Origin of the sequence: Marinilactibacillus sp. GCM10026970 (assembly GCF_042660675.1) — a bacterium.
Taxonomy (GTDB): Bacteria; Bacillota; Bacilli; order Lactobacillales; family Carnobacteriaceae_A; genus Marinilactibacillus.
The window spans coordinates 179,552-194,343 of sequence record NZ_JBHSUL010000031.1; the positions used below are offsets into that span (position 1 = coordinate 179,552).

The 14,792-nt window shown below is 36.4% G+C and carries 13 protein-coding genes and 1 pseudogene; 13 read left to right on the forward strand and 1 reads right to left on the reverse strand.

Annotated elements, in window-relative coordinates:
- Positions 1-9: 9 nt before the first annotated feature.
- The 8 genes from dagF to kduD all read left to right on the forward strand — a co-directional run bounded on the left by dagF (position 10) and on the right by kduD (position 9,190).
- The gene (dagF, locus tag ACFP65_RS09780) at positions 10-765 is read left to right on the forward strand and encodes a 2-dehydro-3-deoxy-phosphogluconate aldolase (protein WP_379918132.1); all 756 of its coding nucleotides are present in this window, start codon (positions 10-12) and stop codon (positions 763-765) included.
- Between the two features lie 11 nt (positions 766-776).
- Positions 777-1,766 (forward strand): sugar kinase, encoded by a 990-nt coding sequence (locus ACFP65_RS09785; RefSeq protein WP_379918134.1) that lies wholly within the window; start codon positions 777-779, stop codon positions 1,764-1,766.
- 163 nt (positions 1,767-1,929) lie between these two features.
- Positions 1,930-2,604, forward strand: coding sequence for a hypothetical protein (locus tag ACFP65_RS09790; RefSeq protein ID WP_379918136.1), 675 nt, complete (start codon positions 1,930-1,932; stop codon positions 2,602-2,604).
- Between the two features lie 257 nt (positions 2,605-2,861).
- Entirely contained in the window at positions 2,862-4,601 is a 1,740-nt protein-coding gene (locus ACFP65_RS09795; protein ID WP_379918138.1) for a glycoside hydrolase family 35 protein, read from the forward strand.
- Between the two features lie 242 nt (positions 4,602-4,843).
- Positions 4,844-6,376, forward strand: a complete 1,533-nt coding sequence (locus ACFP65_RS09800) for a glycoside hydrolase family 43 protein (RefSeq protein ID WP_379918139.1) — start codon at positions 4,844-4,846, stop codon at positions 6,374-6,376.
- Positions 6,377-6,457: 81 nt separating this feature from the next.
- Positions 6,458-7,336 carry an ROK family protein gene (locus ACFP65_RS09805; RefSeq protein ID WP_379918141.1) on the forward strand — a complete coding sequence of 293 codons (879 nt, stop codon included), beginning with the start codon at positions 6,458-6,460 and terminating at the stop codon, positions 7,334-7,336.
- Positions 7,337-7,548: 212 nt separating this feature from the next.
- Positions 7,549-8,379 (forward strand): 5-dehydro-4-deoxy-D-glucuronate isomerase, encoded by an 831-nt coding sequence (gene kduI / locus ACFP65_RS09810; RefSeq protein ID WP_379918143.1) that lies wholly within the window; start codon positions 7,549-7,551, stop codon positions 8,377-8,379.
- Positions 8,380-8,407: 28 nt separating this feature from the next.
- On the forward strand, positions 8,408-9,190 hold the full coding sequence (kduD, locus tag ACFP65_RS09815; RefSeq protein WP_379918145.1) for a 2-dehydro-3-deoxy-D-gluconate 5-dehydrogenase KduD: 783 nt from the start codon (positions 8,408-8,410) through the stop codon (positions 9,188-9,190).
- A gap of 53 nt (positions 9,191-9,243) precedes the next feature.
- On the opposite strand, the gene ACFP65_RS09820 is transcribed toward kduD, so the two are convergent.
- Positions 9,244-10,002 carry an IclR family transcriptional regulator gene (locus tag ACFP65_RS09820; protein ID WP_379918147.1) on the reverse strand — a complete coding sequence of 253 codons (759 nt, stop codon included), beginning with the start codon at positions 10,000-10,002 and terminating at the stop codon, positions 9,244-9,246.
- Positions 10,003-10,242: 240 nt separating this feature from the next.
- Here ACFP65_RS09820 and ACFP65_RS09825 point away from each other — a divergent pair, with 240 nt between their 5' ends.
- The 5 genes and pseudogenes from ACFP65_RS09825 to ACFP65_RS09845 all read left to right on the forward strand — a co-directional run bounded on the left by ACFP65_RS09825 (position 10,243) and on the right by ACFP65_RS09845 (position 14,792).
- Positions 10,243-11,088 (forward strand): sugar phosphate isomerase/epimerase family protein, encoded by an 846-nt coding sequence (locus ACFP65_RS09825; protein WP_379918149.1) that lies wholly within the window; start codon positions 10,243-10,245, stop codon positions 11,086-11,088.
- Positions 11,089-11,107: 19 nt separating this feature from the next.
- Positions 11,108-12,214, forward strand: a complete 1,107-nt coding sequence (locus ACFP65_RS09830) for a glycoside hydrolase family 88/105 protein (protein ID WP_379918151.1) — start codon at positions 11,108-11,110, stop codon at positions 12,212-12,214.
- A gap of 112 nt (positions 12,215-12,326) precedes the next feature.
- A pseudogene (locus tag ACFP65_RS09835) lies at positions 12,327-12,581 on the forward strand (DUF624 domain-containing protein); the annotation flags it as partial.
- 51 nt (positions 12,582-12,632) lie between these two features.
- Positions 12,633-12,959, forward strand: a complete 327-nt coding sequence (locus tag ACFP65_RS09840; protein ID WP_379918319.1) for a hypothetical protein — start codon at positions 12,633-12,635, stop codon at positions 12,957-12,959.
- A 45-nt stretch (positions 12,960-13,004) separates the two neighbouring features.
- A complete protein-coding gene (locus ACFP65_RS09845) occupies positions 13,005-14,792 on the forward strand; it encodes a glycoside hydrolase family 35 protein (protein ID WP_379918153.1) in 1,788 nt (595 codons plus the stop codon).

Here is a 14,792-nt window from a genome sequence, read left to right on the forward strand (position 1 = left end):
AGAGTTAGTATGAAAAAAGAACCAAATTATTTAGGAGATCGATTATCACTGAATGTACTAGCAAATTCTATTGAAAATGCGAAAGCATGCTACGAAGCTGCTGGAGGGCATATACTTTTGGGTGTACTATCAAAAGATTATGATACAGATGAAGTAGCGATTGAAGATATGCAACAGTACATTAAAGTTACAGACAATGCACTTTCAATTGGACTTGGAGCGGGCGATCCTAATCAAAGTCAAATGGTTAGTAGACTCGCTGGTGAATTACAGCCACAACATGTTAATCAAGTGTTTACTGGGGTCGGTACGAGTAGAGGAAAGCTTGCACAAGATCAAACAATTGTGAATGGCCTTGTGTCTCCTACGGGTAAAGTTGGTTATGTAAATATCGCAACAGGTCCTTTAAGTAGTAAAGGGGCAAGTGTTGATGTCCCGATTGAAGTGGCCATAACGTTATTAAAAGATATGGGTGGAAGTTCAATCAAATATTTTCCGATGAAAGGACTTAGCCACAAAGAAGAATATAAAGCCGTAGCAAAAGCTTGTGCAGAAAATGATTTTCTGTTGGAACCGACAGGTGGAATTGATTTAGAAAATTTTGAAGAAATCGTTGAAATCGCGCTAAGTGCAGGCGTAAAAAAAGTGATTCCGCATGTCTACAGCTCTATTATTGATTCTAATTCAGGAAACACTAGACCTGAAGATGTTTCTAAGCTATATGCTATAATGGAAAAACTAGTTGAGAAATACAAGAACCAATAGGGGGGTCCACAATGAAGATCGTAGCTTTTGGAGAAGTCATGATGAGACTAACACCTCCAGAGTATAAATTACTTGAACAATCTAGTCAGTTAGATATGAGTTTCACTGGAACTGGATTGAATATTTTAAGCGGCCTGTCTCATTTCGGGTACTACACCAGCTTGCTGACTAGACTACCAAAGAATCATATTGGAAAAGTGGCTGCTGGACAGATCAGAAAATTGGGAGTACAAGACTCTAATATTCAGTTTGGTGATCAGCACATGGGTGTTTATTTCTTGGAAATGGGCTACGGTGTTAGACCTTCAGAAGTGACTTATATGGATCGCAGCAATAGTGCATTTGGGAAAAGTACATTATCAGATTATGATATTGAGAAAATAGTAGACGAGTATAACATCATTCATATTTGTGGTATTACCCTTTCTCTATCTAAAAGTGTAAAAGAGGTAGCTATAAAGTTAGCGCAAGTCGGTAAGGAAAAAGGTAAAATCATTTGTTTTGATTTCAACTATCGTCCAAGCTTGAATAAAAATATTAATAAAGAAGAAATAAAGAATGCTTACAAACAAATTCTACCTCATTGTTCTATTGTAATAGGTGGAGAACGAGATTTGTTAGAACTGTTAAATTATCCTGTAGACCTTTTTCAAAATCTGGCACTTCAATTTGTAAAAGAGTTTGATTTAGATTTTTTTGCTGGAACCAATAGAGGTAGCAGCGAGCATAGTCAAACAATATCTGGGTTTGTCGTTCACAATGAAGAATATGTTGTAACCACTGAACACTCACTTAATGTATATGATCGAATCGGTACTGGAGATGCATTTGTTACTGGACTATTAACAGGTATAATTGAACAATGGGCTGATAAAAAAATAATAGAGTTTGCTGTTGCAAGTTCAGTTTTGGCGCATACGATGTTTGGTGACAGTTTTATTATTGATAAATCAATGGTAGATAGTTATCTAGAAGGAAACCAAATGAATGTGATTAGATGATAGATAGTTAAGAAACTTGCGCTGAGATAATTATGAGCGTAAGTTTTTTTGTTATGAAGTCATTTTAGACATTCTTTTTCAAATTTATAAAGTATACTATTTAAAACAAATACTTATATGAATAAAAATAAGTTAAAATAGTAAATGAAAAAGGGGCAAGTATATGAAAAGTTGGAAATGGTTCATGTCAGCTGTCGTGCTATCAGGTATGCTAGCAGGATGCTCAGGGACTGATAATGGAGAATCAGCCCAGACAGAAGTAGAAACAGTCGAAGAAGCTGGTACGGATACAAATATAACTGAAGCAGAAACTGAGGATACAGATACAGAAGTAACAGATGCTTCTGAAACAGATAGCTCTTCAATGAGTATGAACGAGACAGATGAAGAAACTGGTGAAAGTGTAACGGGCGAATTGGTTCTTTCAAAAGCCTATGAAGAAGCAAATGCAACGGCAGAAAGTAATCCACTTGTACAACTAGCGGAAGATTTCTTAGCAGCGAACCCAAATATTGGCGAAGAAGGTTTATTGAACGTCAGTTACACAGGAAACTGGTACGAAGAAGAAGAACAATTATATGGTGTTTTCCTTTTGACGAATAGAACCGGTATGGTCATCAATGACATGGACTTCAGATTTAGTTGGGCATACGAAGGCAAACCAGTAGTAGAAAACCAGGTGATCAATTACCGAGAATCAGACATGAGTACGCTACCTGAAAATGCCTCGATTCTACTATTGATCCCAGTAGATTCAGCTAGAGAAGAACTTGTTAAATCAATGACTAAATCAGAAGATCTTTATCTTTCAATCAGCCATATTGAAGTCTTGAATTAATCAAAATGCTAACTCTATGAATTTCTCCCTCCAATCTCATGAGGATTAGGAGGGAGTTCTAGTCAATAAAGAATATAATGGACGATATTAATAAGATTTACTATCACATTAGAAGCTAAAATTAAAAATATATTAAAATATTTACTAAATATTAGGAAATTTACTAAAGAACATTTGCCTTATTCACTCAGTCATGACATAATTTAAGAAAGGCTTGAAAGGCCTTTCTTTTACTTAATTATTGAGGCGGTGGATAAATGTTTGAGATTAAAGAAACATTTTATATAAATGGAAATCCTGTAAAAATTGTATCCGGAGCGTTACATTATTTTAGAGTCGTACCAGAATATTGGGAAGACCGATTATCCAAACTTAAAGCAATGGGCTGTAACACAGTCGAGACATATGTGCCATGGAACATGCATGAACCAAAAGAAGGACAGTACAACTTCGAAGGTCAATATGATATCAAAAAGTATATAGAAATTGCACAATCACTAGATTTATATGTAATTGTCAGACCGGCTCCTTATATTTGTGCTGAATGGGAGTTTGGCGGGTTGCCAGCGTGGCTTTTAAAAGACCGCAATATGAAATTCAGAACTTACTATGAACCGTTTATCGAGAAAGTGGATCGTTACTATAGCCATCTACTAAAAGAAATTGATTCAATGCAAGTAACTAAGTCAGGGCCAGTCATTATGATGCAAGTAGAAAATGAATATGGCAGTTATGGTAACGATAAAAAATATTTAAATGCATTAGTTGATATGATGAAAAAATACGGAGTTGAAGTACCTTTGGTCACGAGTGACGGAACATGGATGGATATGTTAGAGAACGGAACCATCCCTGAAACGGCTTTACCAACTGCAAACTTCGGATCTGGAAGTAAAGAACATTTCAAAAAATTGAAAGCGTTCCACAAGAGTGATGCTCCTTTGATGGTCATGGAGTTTTGGAATGGCTGGTTCACTGCTTGGGGTGATGAAGCCTATAAGCACACTTCTTATGAGGAACAAGTAGATGAAATCGATGCAATTCTTTCAGAAGGACACATTAACTTCTACATGATTCATGGGGGAACGAATTTCGGATTCACAAATGGATCGAATTATTATGATCAGTTAACGCCAGATATTACGTCCTATGACTATGATGCGCCAATCACCGAATGGGGAGACGTTACTGAAAAGTTTAAAGCTTTTAGAGCAGTAATAGAGAAACATGTTGATTATGATATTCCAGAGATGCCTGCACCAGTAGAGAAAAAAGCATACGGAACAGTTTCTCTGAAAGCTAGAACATCTTTATTCGATAATCTGAACAACTTATCAAAACCGATTGAAGATATGTCGACGCTATCAATGGAAGACCTAGACCAAAATTTTGGATATGTTTTGTATAAAAATAATTTAGGTGAAAAGCGTAAAATTGAAGAATTTGAACTCGTTAAAGCAAATGATAGAGCAAAAGTCTTTATCAATCGTCAACACGAACTGACTCAATATGATAGAGAACTCGGTCAAAAAGTTTCTTTTGATTTAAAAGAGAAAGAAAATGAAATGAGTATCTTGGTTGAAAATATGGGGCGTGTAAATTACGGTAAAAACATGATTCACCAACAAAAAGGGATTACTGATGGTGTCTTGGTTAATGGAGCCTTCCGAAATGGCTGGGTACATTATGGTTTACCGTTAGACAATATTGAGCAAGTCGACTACAACCAGCCAGCAATTGAAGGGGAGCCTTCTTTTAGCCAGTTTGAATTTACTATTGAAGAAGCACAAGATACATTCATAGATATGACCGGCTGGGGTAAAGGTGTTGTCTTTATCAACGGATTTAATTTAGGAAGATTCTGGGAAGTTGGACCGCAGTTCAAACTTTATGTACCGGGACCATTACTGAAACAAGGTACCAATGAAATTGTTGTGTTTGAAACAGAAGGTACGGTTAGGGATTCTATTGAACTAACAGACAAAGCACCTTATTAAAATAGTAACCAGTTTGGTTGTATTTGGAAAGTCTCGCTTATAATAAAGCGAGACTTTTTTATTGGATTTAGAGGGATTGGTATCTATTTCTACTTAAAGATGTGATAAACTATAAATGTAGGAATGCGGTTACATCAGAAGTTGCGATTTTTTGAAACTGTTTCTAGTCTAGCAAGTTATAGTCGTTCTGTTCGAAAGTGACTCATATTGAAAGTCTATTATTCACGAAAAGGAGAAAGCGAATGAATCAGTTTACAAACCCTGTTATTAAAGGTTTTGCTCCAGATCCATCGATCTGTGCAGTTGGTGAAGATTACTATTTAGTGAATTCTACTTTTGCCTACTTTCCTGGTATCCCAATTTATCATAGCAAAGATTTAGTTAACTGGACCCAAATTGGAAATGTGCTGGACCGCAAAGAGCAACTAGATCTTCAAGATGTAGAGGTCTCAGAAGGCGTATTTGCTCCAACGATTCGCTATCATGAAGGTTTATTTTACGTGATTACAACAAATTTACCTCATGGAGGAAATTTTGTCGTAACAGCAAAATCCCCTTCAGGACCATGGTCAGATCCTTATTACTTAACGGACGCACAAGGAATTGATCCTAGTTTGTTTTTCGATGAGGATGGTACATGTTATTACGTGGGAATGAGATCGAATCTTTCTGGCGAACGGTATCCCGGTGATACTGAAATTTGGATTCAGCAGTTTGATCCTCAACTAATGAAACTTATTGGAGTTAGTGCATCTATATATAAAGGTGCATTCAAAGAAGCTGAGTGGACAGAAGGCCCCCATTTGTATAAGCGTGAAGGCTTTTACTACCTTTTAATTGCCGAAGGAGGTACAGCGTTTCACCATTCTGTTTCAATTGCACGAAGTGAAAAAATTGATGGATGGTATGTCAGTTGTCCCAACAATCCTATTTTAACGCATAGACATCTAGGTAGCCTCTACCCAATTCAAAATGTTGGACATGGAGATATGATTGAGACTAGTAGCGGACAGTGGTTTTTAGTTTGCTTGGCTAGCAGGATGATAGAAGGGAAAAGTAACCTTGGAAGGGAAACGTTTCTGGCTAAAATTAACTGGGAAAATGGATGGCCAGTTGTAAATCCTGGTGAAGGTAAATTACTGATCGAACAGCAACATAGTTTACCGCTTTATCCTATTGAAGAAAAAACTTCCTATATATTAGATCAAGTTGATTCAGGACTGCTTTATTTAAAGAATCCTGATCTTGCTTACTATGATCGCTATAGTCGAAAAGGATGGATTAGATTATATCCATCAGAGACAAAAATTGATTCAAAAAATGGGTCACCAACCTACCTTGCAATCAGACAAAGATCTACTGATTATGAATTGTCTACAAGAGTGCAAGTTCGTTTGAAGACAAACGAAGAAGCAGGGATCGTTCTGTTTTTAGATCACTTGAATTCTTTAAGACTAACGGTGTATTGTTTGGAAGATCAACTTATTGCACAAATGGCTTTGATTGAAAATGGAGAAGAAACCTATCTTGGTTCAAGGACATTAGAGAGCACTGACTGTATTTTAAAAATTAAAGGCAACGGACAAAAACTGACCGGAATGGTTTCTGTGGATCATCAAGATTATGTAGTTGCAGATCAGATCGATACACATTTTTTAAGTACGGAAGATGCCGGAGGTTTCGTAGGGTGTACGCATGGAATTTATTGTGTTTCTCCTCATCGACAGACTGGTTACGCAGATTTCAATTGGCTCAATATTCTTGTTAATGATTAATTAAATATAAGGTAACCTATGTTATAAATAATGTTTGAGTTGAATCTATAAAATTGAAAAACGAAGGTTGAGTGAACGTATATGGCTATATTAGCATTTGATATTGGTGGTACATCAGTAAAATACGCTATCTGGAAAGATGAAGAACTGATAGAAAAAAGCTCTTTTAAATCGCCTCCTACATGGGATGAGATGAAAGATTTCTTGGTAGAAATAAAAGAGAGATTTGATACAGATTACGAGCTGGATGGTATAGCTATTTCTTCTCCAGGTGCTGTAAACCAAGAAGCGCGAACTATTGAAGGGATTAGTGCATTACCTTACTTACATTACTTTCCTATATATGATGAACTTGAAACTTTATTATCTTTGCCAGTTTCTATAGAGAATGATGCCAACTGTTCAGCATTGGCAGAAGTATGGAAAGGTGCAGCTAAAGATAAGCAAAATGTTTTGTTTGTAGTTGTTGGAACGGGTATTGGTGGTTCTGTAATAGTTGATAAAGAAGTTCAGCACGGTGCTCATCTATTCGGTGGTGAGTTTGGAATCATGCTACTAAATGAAAGACAGACATTTAGCCAATTGGGTACAACGGTTGCGCTCGCAAAACGTTATAACAAAAAAATGGATATGATGGCTATGCCTGTTGATGGAAGAACGGTTTTTGACTTAGCTGAACGAGGCGATGAAGTCGCTTTAGAGGAAGTCAATAAATTTTATAGATACTTGTCGATAGGGTTGTTTAATCTCACTTATGCGTTTGACCCTGAAGTGATTCTAATTGGTGGAGGCGTATCCAGTAGACCGGACTTATTAGAAAAATTGAATGCAGAGATTGAAACCTTAATGAAAGAACTTGGATTAGATATTTTTAGGCCAATACTAGATGTTTGTGCGTATAAAAATGATGCCAATTTGATTGGTGCAGTTTATAATTTCAAGAGCAATTATCCGAATTAAGTCATAATGATTGTTGAGCGTAGATATATCAGGAAACATTCTGATATGTCTACGCTTTTTTATTTGAAGAATTTCCTATATGGAAACTGTTTTAAATTGCTAGAAATGACTTGCATAAAAGAAATCGCTTTACTATACTATGTATATAGTTTCTTATAAGAAAATAATATTTCCAAATAAGAAATAATCAAATTAATCAGGAGGAATTATTTATGGAAACAAGATATGCTACGGGACCGAATGACGTTAAAAGACTGACAACTGATGAATTACGTAAGCAATTTATGGTGGAGAAAATCTTTGTACCGGGTGAAATTACATTAACGTATACTCATCACGACCGTATGATTTTTGGTGGTGTTGTTCCGACTGGAAAAGAACTTTCAATCCAATTAGATAAAGAACTAGGTGTTGACTATTTCCTAGAACGTCGAGAACTTGGCTTGATCAATATTGGTGGAGACGGAACCATTGTATTAGATGGTGAAAAGCATGATGTAAATAACCGTGATGGATTCTATGTTGGTAAAGAAACAAAAGAACTGATCTTTGACTCAGTTGACCCTAATAAACCAGCAAAATTCTATGTAGTTTCTACGCCTGCACACAAAAAATATCCAACTGTTAAATTAGACATCAATAAAATGAATCCGCTTGAAAAAGGGGAGCAAAGCACATTAAATGAGCGTAAAATTTATCAGTATATCCATCCAAACAATTGTGAAAGCTGCCAGTTACAGATGGGATATACGATTTTAGAACCAGGAAGTACTTGGAACACAATGCCAGCACACACGCATGACCGTCGTATGGAAGTTTATCTGTATTTCAATATGGAACAAAATACAAGAGCATTCCACTTTATGGGTGAACCGGATGAAACACGTCACTTAGTTATGGCAAATGAACAAGCGGCTATTTCACCAAGCTGGTCTATTCACTGTGGTGTTGCCACAGCAGATTATACATTTATCTGGGCAATGTGTGGAGAAAATATCACTTATGATGATATGGATCATGTAGATATGGGCGATTTAAAATAATTTCGATACCAATAGGAGGTAATGAGGAATGAATGATCTTTTAAAAGACTTTTCTTTAGACATGTTTTCACTACAAGGGAAAACAGCGTTAGTTACTGGTGGAAATACAGGATTAGGAATGGCATATGTCGTTGCGTTAGCTAAAGCTGGTGCAGACGTAATGGTTGCGACATTTGATAATAATGTTGAAGAAGTGACTTCTTTAGTAGAACCTACTGGAGTCAGACTGGAATTTTACCAAGCAGATTTAACAAAAATTGATCAGATGGAAGCAATGGTTGAAAAAACTGTAGAGCTTTTCGGAAAAATTGATATCCTAATAAACAATGCAGGTGCTATTAGACGTGCGCCTTTACTTGAATACAAAGACGAAGACTGGCAAGCTGTTGTTGATATTAATCAAAACGCCGTTTACTACTTAAGTCAGCGTGTAGCTAAACATATGGTTTCTCAGGGGTATGGTAAAATCATAAATATCGCTTCTATGCTTTCTTTCCAAGGTGGGAAATTTGTTCCTTCTTATACGGCAAGTAAACATGCTGTGCAAGGATTAACAAGAGCCTTTGCTAATGAGCTAGCTGAACACAACGTTACAGTAAATGCAATTGCTCCAGGTTACTTTATCTCTGCAAATACAGCGCCCATTCGAGCAGATGAGAAACGTAACAAGGAAATCGTTGATCGTATTCCTGCAGCGAGATGGGGAGATCCATCAGAACTTATGGGAACAGTCGTATTCCTAGCAAGTCCAGCTTCAGATTATGTAAATGGTCATGTACTAGCAGTTGACGGTGGATGGTTAACAAGATAACTAGAGTAAATAAAAGTAGCTACCCAGTCATTTGATTGGGTAGCTACACTTACTTAACTCAATGCTTTGATTAGTTTTTCTCTGTACAAGAGGATGTTGTTTTGCAGTGATTCGAGTACCTCATCTGAGAGTCGATATTTTGGCAAGCTGACACTGATTGCACCATAGTTGGTTTTCCCTACAGTGATGCTTGAACCGATACAAAATACATCAAGGTCGTGTTCACCATTATCAAACGCAAATCCAACTTTTCTTGCTTGGTTGACTTCATTAAATAATCGCTCAGGTGTGGTAATCGTATTTTCGGTTTTACCAATCAGTTCATTTTTCTCAATGTAATAAGCAATATCATCGTCATCTAGATCAGCAAGCACAGCCTTTCCCATTGCAGAACAATAAAGTGGAATAGATTTTCCAATTTCACTATAAAGGGATACCGGTTTTTTGCTGGCGATCTTAGTAATATATTTAATGTAACCAAACTCGTGAATCCCTAAATGAACGGTTTCGTCAGTGGCTTTCTGTAGATCTTCTAAAAAGGGTTGAGCGATGCGCTTGATACTCAGTTGATGCAGACTTTTATTGGCATATTTTAAAAGCCTTGGTCCAAGACTGAACAGTTTTGTATCTGGATCTTTTTGTACGTATCCTATTAAAAGTAGTGTATTTAAAATTTTTGAAGCGGTCGGTGGCGTTAAACCTGTATGCTTTGCGATTTCGCTGAGTCTGTGCTGACTATCGTCACTGGAAAGGAATTCCAATATATCATCAGCTTTCAATAAAACACTGCCATAAGCCTGTTTTTGTACCATAATTTGATGTTCCTCTCTAGATGTTATTTCTTAAATGCAAAGTTGCTTTCCTTATAAGAAATTTTTATCATTATATCAGACGTTCGTCATCGGCACAATAGGCTTACAAGCAGGCACGAGTATGTTTGTTAAATTGCTTATATGGAAATTCTGTTGTCTAGGTAGAAACAGAAAGGAAAGTTCTATATAATTGTGGTAAGGCTTACATTTATCAAATTAAATCAAAGGATGCTGTTAGAAATGAATTTGAATATAGGAATTAGAGCACATGATATTGACAATACAACGCTTGAAGATTTAGTTCATAAACTTCAAGAAAAATCGATTTATTCCATTCAACTTGCCCTATTGAAATCAGTTAAGGAAGTCACTTTGACCAATGAGAACTTTAATGTTGGTCTTGCAAGGAAAATAGGAAGACTGTTTGATCAGAACCAAGTCGATATTATCGTACTTGGTTGTTACATCAATATGATTCATCCAGATGAAAATGAACGAAAAAAAGCACTCGATTTCTTTAAAACACATATTCGTTATGCAAGCGACTTTAAAGCAGCAACAGTCGCTTCTGAAACGGGCGGTGTTTATCCTGAAATCCAGTTCACTAAAGATAATTACACAGAAGAGGCTTATCAAAAAGTACTGAAAAGTATGAAAGAGCTGGTAGCTGAAGCTGAGAAGTTTGGTGTGATCATGACAGTGGAAGGGGGAATCAATCATCCGATTTATTCACCTGAAATGATGGAACGGCTATTGAACGATGTAAATTCCAATAACCTTCAGGTCATCCTTGATCCTGTTAATTACTTGTATCCTGAAGATGCAAGTTTAAATACCCAACACGAAGTCATTGATCAAGCATTTGAACGATTTGGCGATAAAATCACAGTCATTCATGCCAAAGACTTTAAAGTAAAAGATGGACAACTAGAAATTGTTCCGGTGGGAACGGGAGATATGGATTATGCATATCTGATAGATAAAATCAGTAAGACAAAACCATGGATTCCAATTCTTTTAGAAGAAACACAAGAACCACACATAGATAATAGTATAGAGTTTTTGAATCAACTAAATCATAATTAGACAAAGGATGGGTAAAAGAATGAGTACAACAGTAAACACAGAATTAAACAAAGACTTAATCGTTGAAAAAATCAACTTATTAGCTGAGAATCTGTCAAACATTAGTGATGTAAATGGTGAGTTTTTATTCGAACTGGATGGCATGATGATCGATGATAAAAGCTGGCATGTATGGAACTGGCCACAAGGTGTCGGTCTTTATGGACTGCATTCTTACTATAAACTGACGAAGAACTCAGAAGCTAAAAGAATCTTAGACGAATGGTTCGAGCAACGCTTACTGGAAGGATCACCTCCTAAAAATGTCAATACGATGGCGCCGTTACTGACAATGGCTTTTATTTACGAAGAAGAAAACAAGACAGAGTTTAAACCTTATCTAGAACAGTGGGCTGAATGGGTTATGCACGATATGCCTAGAACGGATGAAAATGGACTTCAACATATGACTTATGGACCACCAAACACCAACCAATTATGGGCAGATACTTTAATGATGACCGTACTACCTTTAGCAAAAATTGGTCTTTTACTCGATAAACCGGAATATGTAGAAGAAGCTAAAAGACAATTCTTACTTCATATCAAATACTTGTCTGACCGCAAAACAGGTCTATGGTACCATGGTTGGACTTTTGAGGGACATCATCATTTCGCTGATGCGCTATGGGGACGTGGAAACTGCTGGGCAACGATTGCTATTCCAGAAATTATCGATATTTTGAACTTGAAAAAAAGCGACAACTTCTATGAATTTTTAGTAGAAACGCTTAAAAGACAAGTAGAAGCGTTAGGCGAGTATCAGGATGAAAGTGGTTTATGGCCGACACTGATCAATGAATCAGACTCATACCTTGAAGCATCGGCTACTGCCGGATTTGTATTTGGTATTTTGAAAGGAATCCGTAAACGTTATTTATCAAAAGAACATTTGCCAATGGCTGAAAAAGCGATCAAAGGTTTATTAGATAATATCAATGAAGAAGGAGAGCTTGAAAAAGTTTCTATCGGGACAGCGCTTAGAGGAGAATTGGATTATTACCGTAATGTCAAAATTACGACCATGCCTTATGGTCAATCTCTAGCAATCTTAGCTTTCTCAGAATATCTATACACATATGCATAAGAAATAAAAAATGATTTAGTTAGATTTCATGAAAGGTGGAAGGCTGGAGAAGCTACTTTGTCTGTCTTCCATTTTCATTACATATATCTATTCCAATTAAAGCAGGTGTATCATGACAAGTTCTATTTTTCTAGATAAATTTTATAAGTTACTCAACTGGCTGAAAATTTTAATTTGTTTAAACCTGTTATGGATAGGATTTACTGTTACAGGACTAGGAATTCTGGGGTGGGCTCCCGCGTTAGTTTCAGTGTTTGGTGTGCTAAAAAAATTGCTCGAAAAACAAACCTTTCATTTACCTTTATTCAAAATTTTTCTTCACCATTACAAAGCGTATTTCATTAAAAGTAATTTATTAGGCTATCTATTTCTTATCAGCTTTAGTAGTTGCTTGTATATTCTTTCGAGGAGCACTCAATTGAATGAAGTACTGTTTTTTATTGTTTCAATAGTATTCGGTGCTGTAATCAGTTTGCTTGCCGTCACAGCTGTGTTTTGTATTCCTGTCTTATTAGAAGAGAAGAAAGGATACACTAAAGTCATCAAAACTAGTTTGGATAAAGGATTAAGTTTTATCCTATATTCAGTTAGCATCCTAGTCTCTATGATTGCAATCACTTTTCTCTTCTTATACTTTCCCTATCTATTGATTGGTCTTTCGGTGAGTTTACCAGCAGTAATGATTAGTTTGGTAAATGCACAGATCGATAGAAAAGAAACATTTGAAAAAACAAAAGAATATTAGCTACCGCTAAATTTGTAAGCGGTTAATATAAAAGGAGACGAAAAAATGACTCAAAAACATATTCGGATCGATGATCAAATTACAATTGGAAATAAACCCGTTAAGATTATCTCTGGATCCGTACACTACGGGCGGATTCACCCTAGTTATTGGAGAGATAGACTTGAGAAAATTAAAACGATGGGCTGCAATACTATTGAGACTTATGTTCCCTGGAATATTCATGAACCAGAAAAAGGCACCTTTCAGTTTGAAGGACAATACGATTTGATTCAATTCATTGAGTTGATTCATGAGCTAGATCTGTATTTGATTTTAAGAGCTTCTCCATACATATGTGCTGAATGGGAATTTGGAGGATTACCTTATTGGCTTTTAAAAGACCGTAATATGAGAGTACGCAGTTTGTATCAGCCTTACATGGACCATCTTGAAGCATTTTTTGAAGTACTGATTCCTAAAGTGGCAAACTATCAAATTCATAAAGGTGGACCCATTATATTGGTTCAAGTAGAAAATGAATATGGCTATTTTAGTAACGAAAAAACGTATACAAGAAAGCTGGCAGATATTTATAAACGGTACGGTATTGAAGTGCCGCTTGTAACTTCTGATAGCACACGGGAAAGCATTATGATGTCTGGAGAAATTTCTGATGTAGCGATGCCCACGATCAATTGTGGGTTCGATCTTAAGGAACGCTCTCAGATACTGGATAAAGTGAATCCTGGAAAACCAAGAATCGCGATGGAATTCTGGTCAGGGTGGTTCAATATTTGGGGCAGTCCTTCTCAAGAAGGAAGAGATGTGAATCAAATCAATAAAGACCTCAAAGAGATGATGGAGATTGGTCATGTCAATTTATATATGGCTCATGGGGGTACGAACTTCGGCTTTATGAATGGTGCGAATTACTATGAAAAAGTAGACGAAGAAGGAAATTTTGTTGAAGAGTATGCTCCTGCAACAACTTCCTATGATTACGGTGCACCGATATCAGAAAATGGAGACTTAAAAGAGCGGTACTGGACCTACAAACAAACCATACAAGACATTACCGGTATAAAGACCACTGTGCCGGAAGAATTGAAAAAAACGAAAAAAATGGCTTATGGAAACCTTCATATTCAAGAAAAAGTGGCGTTATCTGAAACGTTAGAAGATTTAGTAAAACCCATATTTTCTCATTACCCAATGACGATGGAAGAGTTGGATCAAGATTTTGGTTATGTCTTGTATAGAAGCAAACTTGGAGACAAAGACTGGTCACAAACCATCAAATTACTCGGCACGAAAGATAGAGCCCAGGTCTTTTTGAACAATCAACTTCAATTCTCTGCTTATTTGAAAACCTTCTACAAGAAACAATCGATTCAACTAGAAAAAGGCACAGAAAACGTACTTGATATTCTCGTTGAAAATATGGGACGAGTCAACTTTGGACCTTATTTAGATGATCAGCGCAAGGGGATTACGAAAGCCGTTATGCTAGATGAATATCAGCATACAGGCTGGTATCATTACGCGCTCTCATTAAAAGAAATTGAAAAAGTAGATTTCAAAAAGGAATACAAAGAACAAGTTCCCGCCTTTTACAGATCGAGTTTACTGATAGAAGAGGTAGCGGACACCTATATCACATTACCTGGTTGGGGCAAAGGAGTCCTATTCATAAACGGTTTCAATATTGGTCGATTCTGGGAAAAGGGACCTCAAGAAAGCTATTATATACCGGCTCCCTTGCTAAAAGAAGGAGAAAACGAAGTCATTATTTTTGAAACAGAAGGAAAAGTAACGGATAAAGTAACGTTTATCGAAAATCTAATCAGCTAA

Bases quoted from the DNA above. Each gene is read 5' to 3' on its own strand.
- dagF (WP_379918132.1), top strand. From the start codon at position 10: ATGAAAAAAGAACCAAATTATTTAGGAGATCGATTATCACTGAATGTA.
- ACFP65_RS09785 (WP_379918134.1), top strand. From the start codon at position 777: ATGAAGATCGTAGCTTTTGGAGAAGTCATGATGAGACTAACACCTCCA.
- ACFP65_RS09790 (WP_379918136.1), top strand. From the start codon at position 1,930: ATGAAAAGTTGGAAATGGTTCATGTCAGCTGTCGTGCTATCAGGTATG.
- ACFP65_RS09795 (WP_379918138.1), top strand. From the start codon at position 2,862: ATGTTTGAGATTAAAGAAACATTTTATATAAATGGAAATCCTGTAAAA.
- ACFP65_RS09800 (WP_379918139.1), top strand. From the start codon at position 4,844: ATGAATCAGTTTACAAACCCTGTTATTAAAGGTTTTGCTCCAGATCCA.
- ACFP65_RS09805 (WP_379918141.1), top strand. From the start codon at position 6,458: ATGGCTATATTAGCATTTGATATTGGTGGTACATCAGTAAAATACGCT.
- kduI (WP_379918143.1), top strand. From the start codon at position 7,549: ATGGAAACAAGATATGCTACGGGACCGAATGACGTTAAAAGACTGACA.
- kduD (WP_379918145.1), top strand. From the start codon at position 8,408: ATGAATGATCTTTTAAAAGACTTTTCTTTAGACATGTTTTCACTACAA.
- ACFP65_RS09820 (WP_379918147.1), bottom strand. From the start codon at position 10,002: ATGGTACAAAAACAGGCTTATGGCAGTGTTTTATTGAAAGCTGATGAT.
- ACFP65_RS09825 (WP_379918149.1), top strand. From the start codon at position 10,243: ATGAATTTGAATATAGGAATTAGAGCACATGATATTGACAATACAACG.
- ACFP65_RS09830 (WP_379918151.1), top strand. From the start codon at position 11,108: ATGAGTACAACAGTAAACACAGAATTAAACAAAGACTTAATCGTTGAA.
- ACFP65_RS09845 (WP_379918153.1), top strand. From the start codon at position 13,005: ATGACTCAAAAACATATTCGGATCGATGATCAAATTACAATTGGAAAT.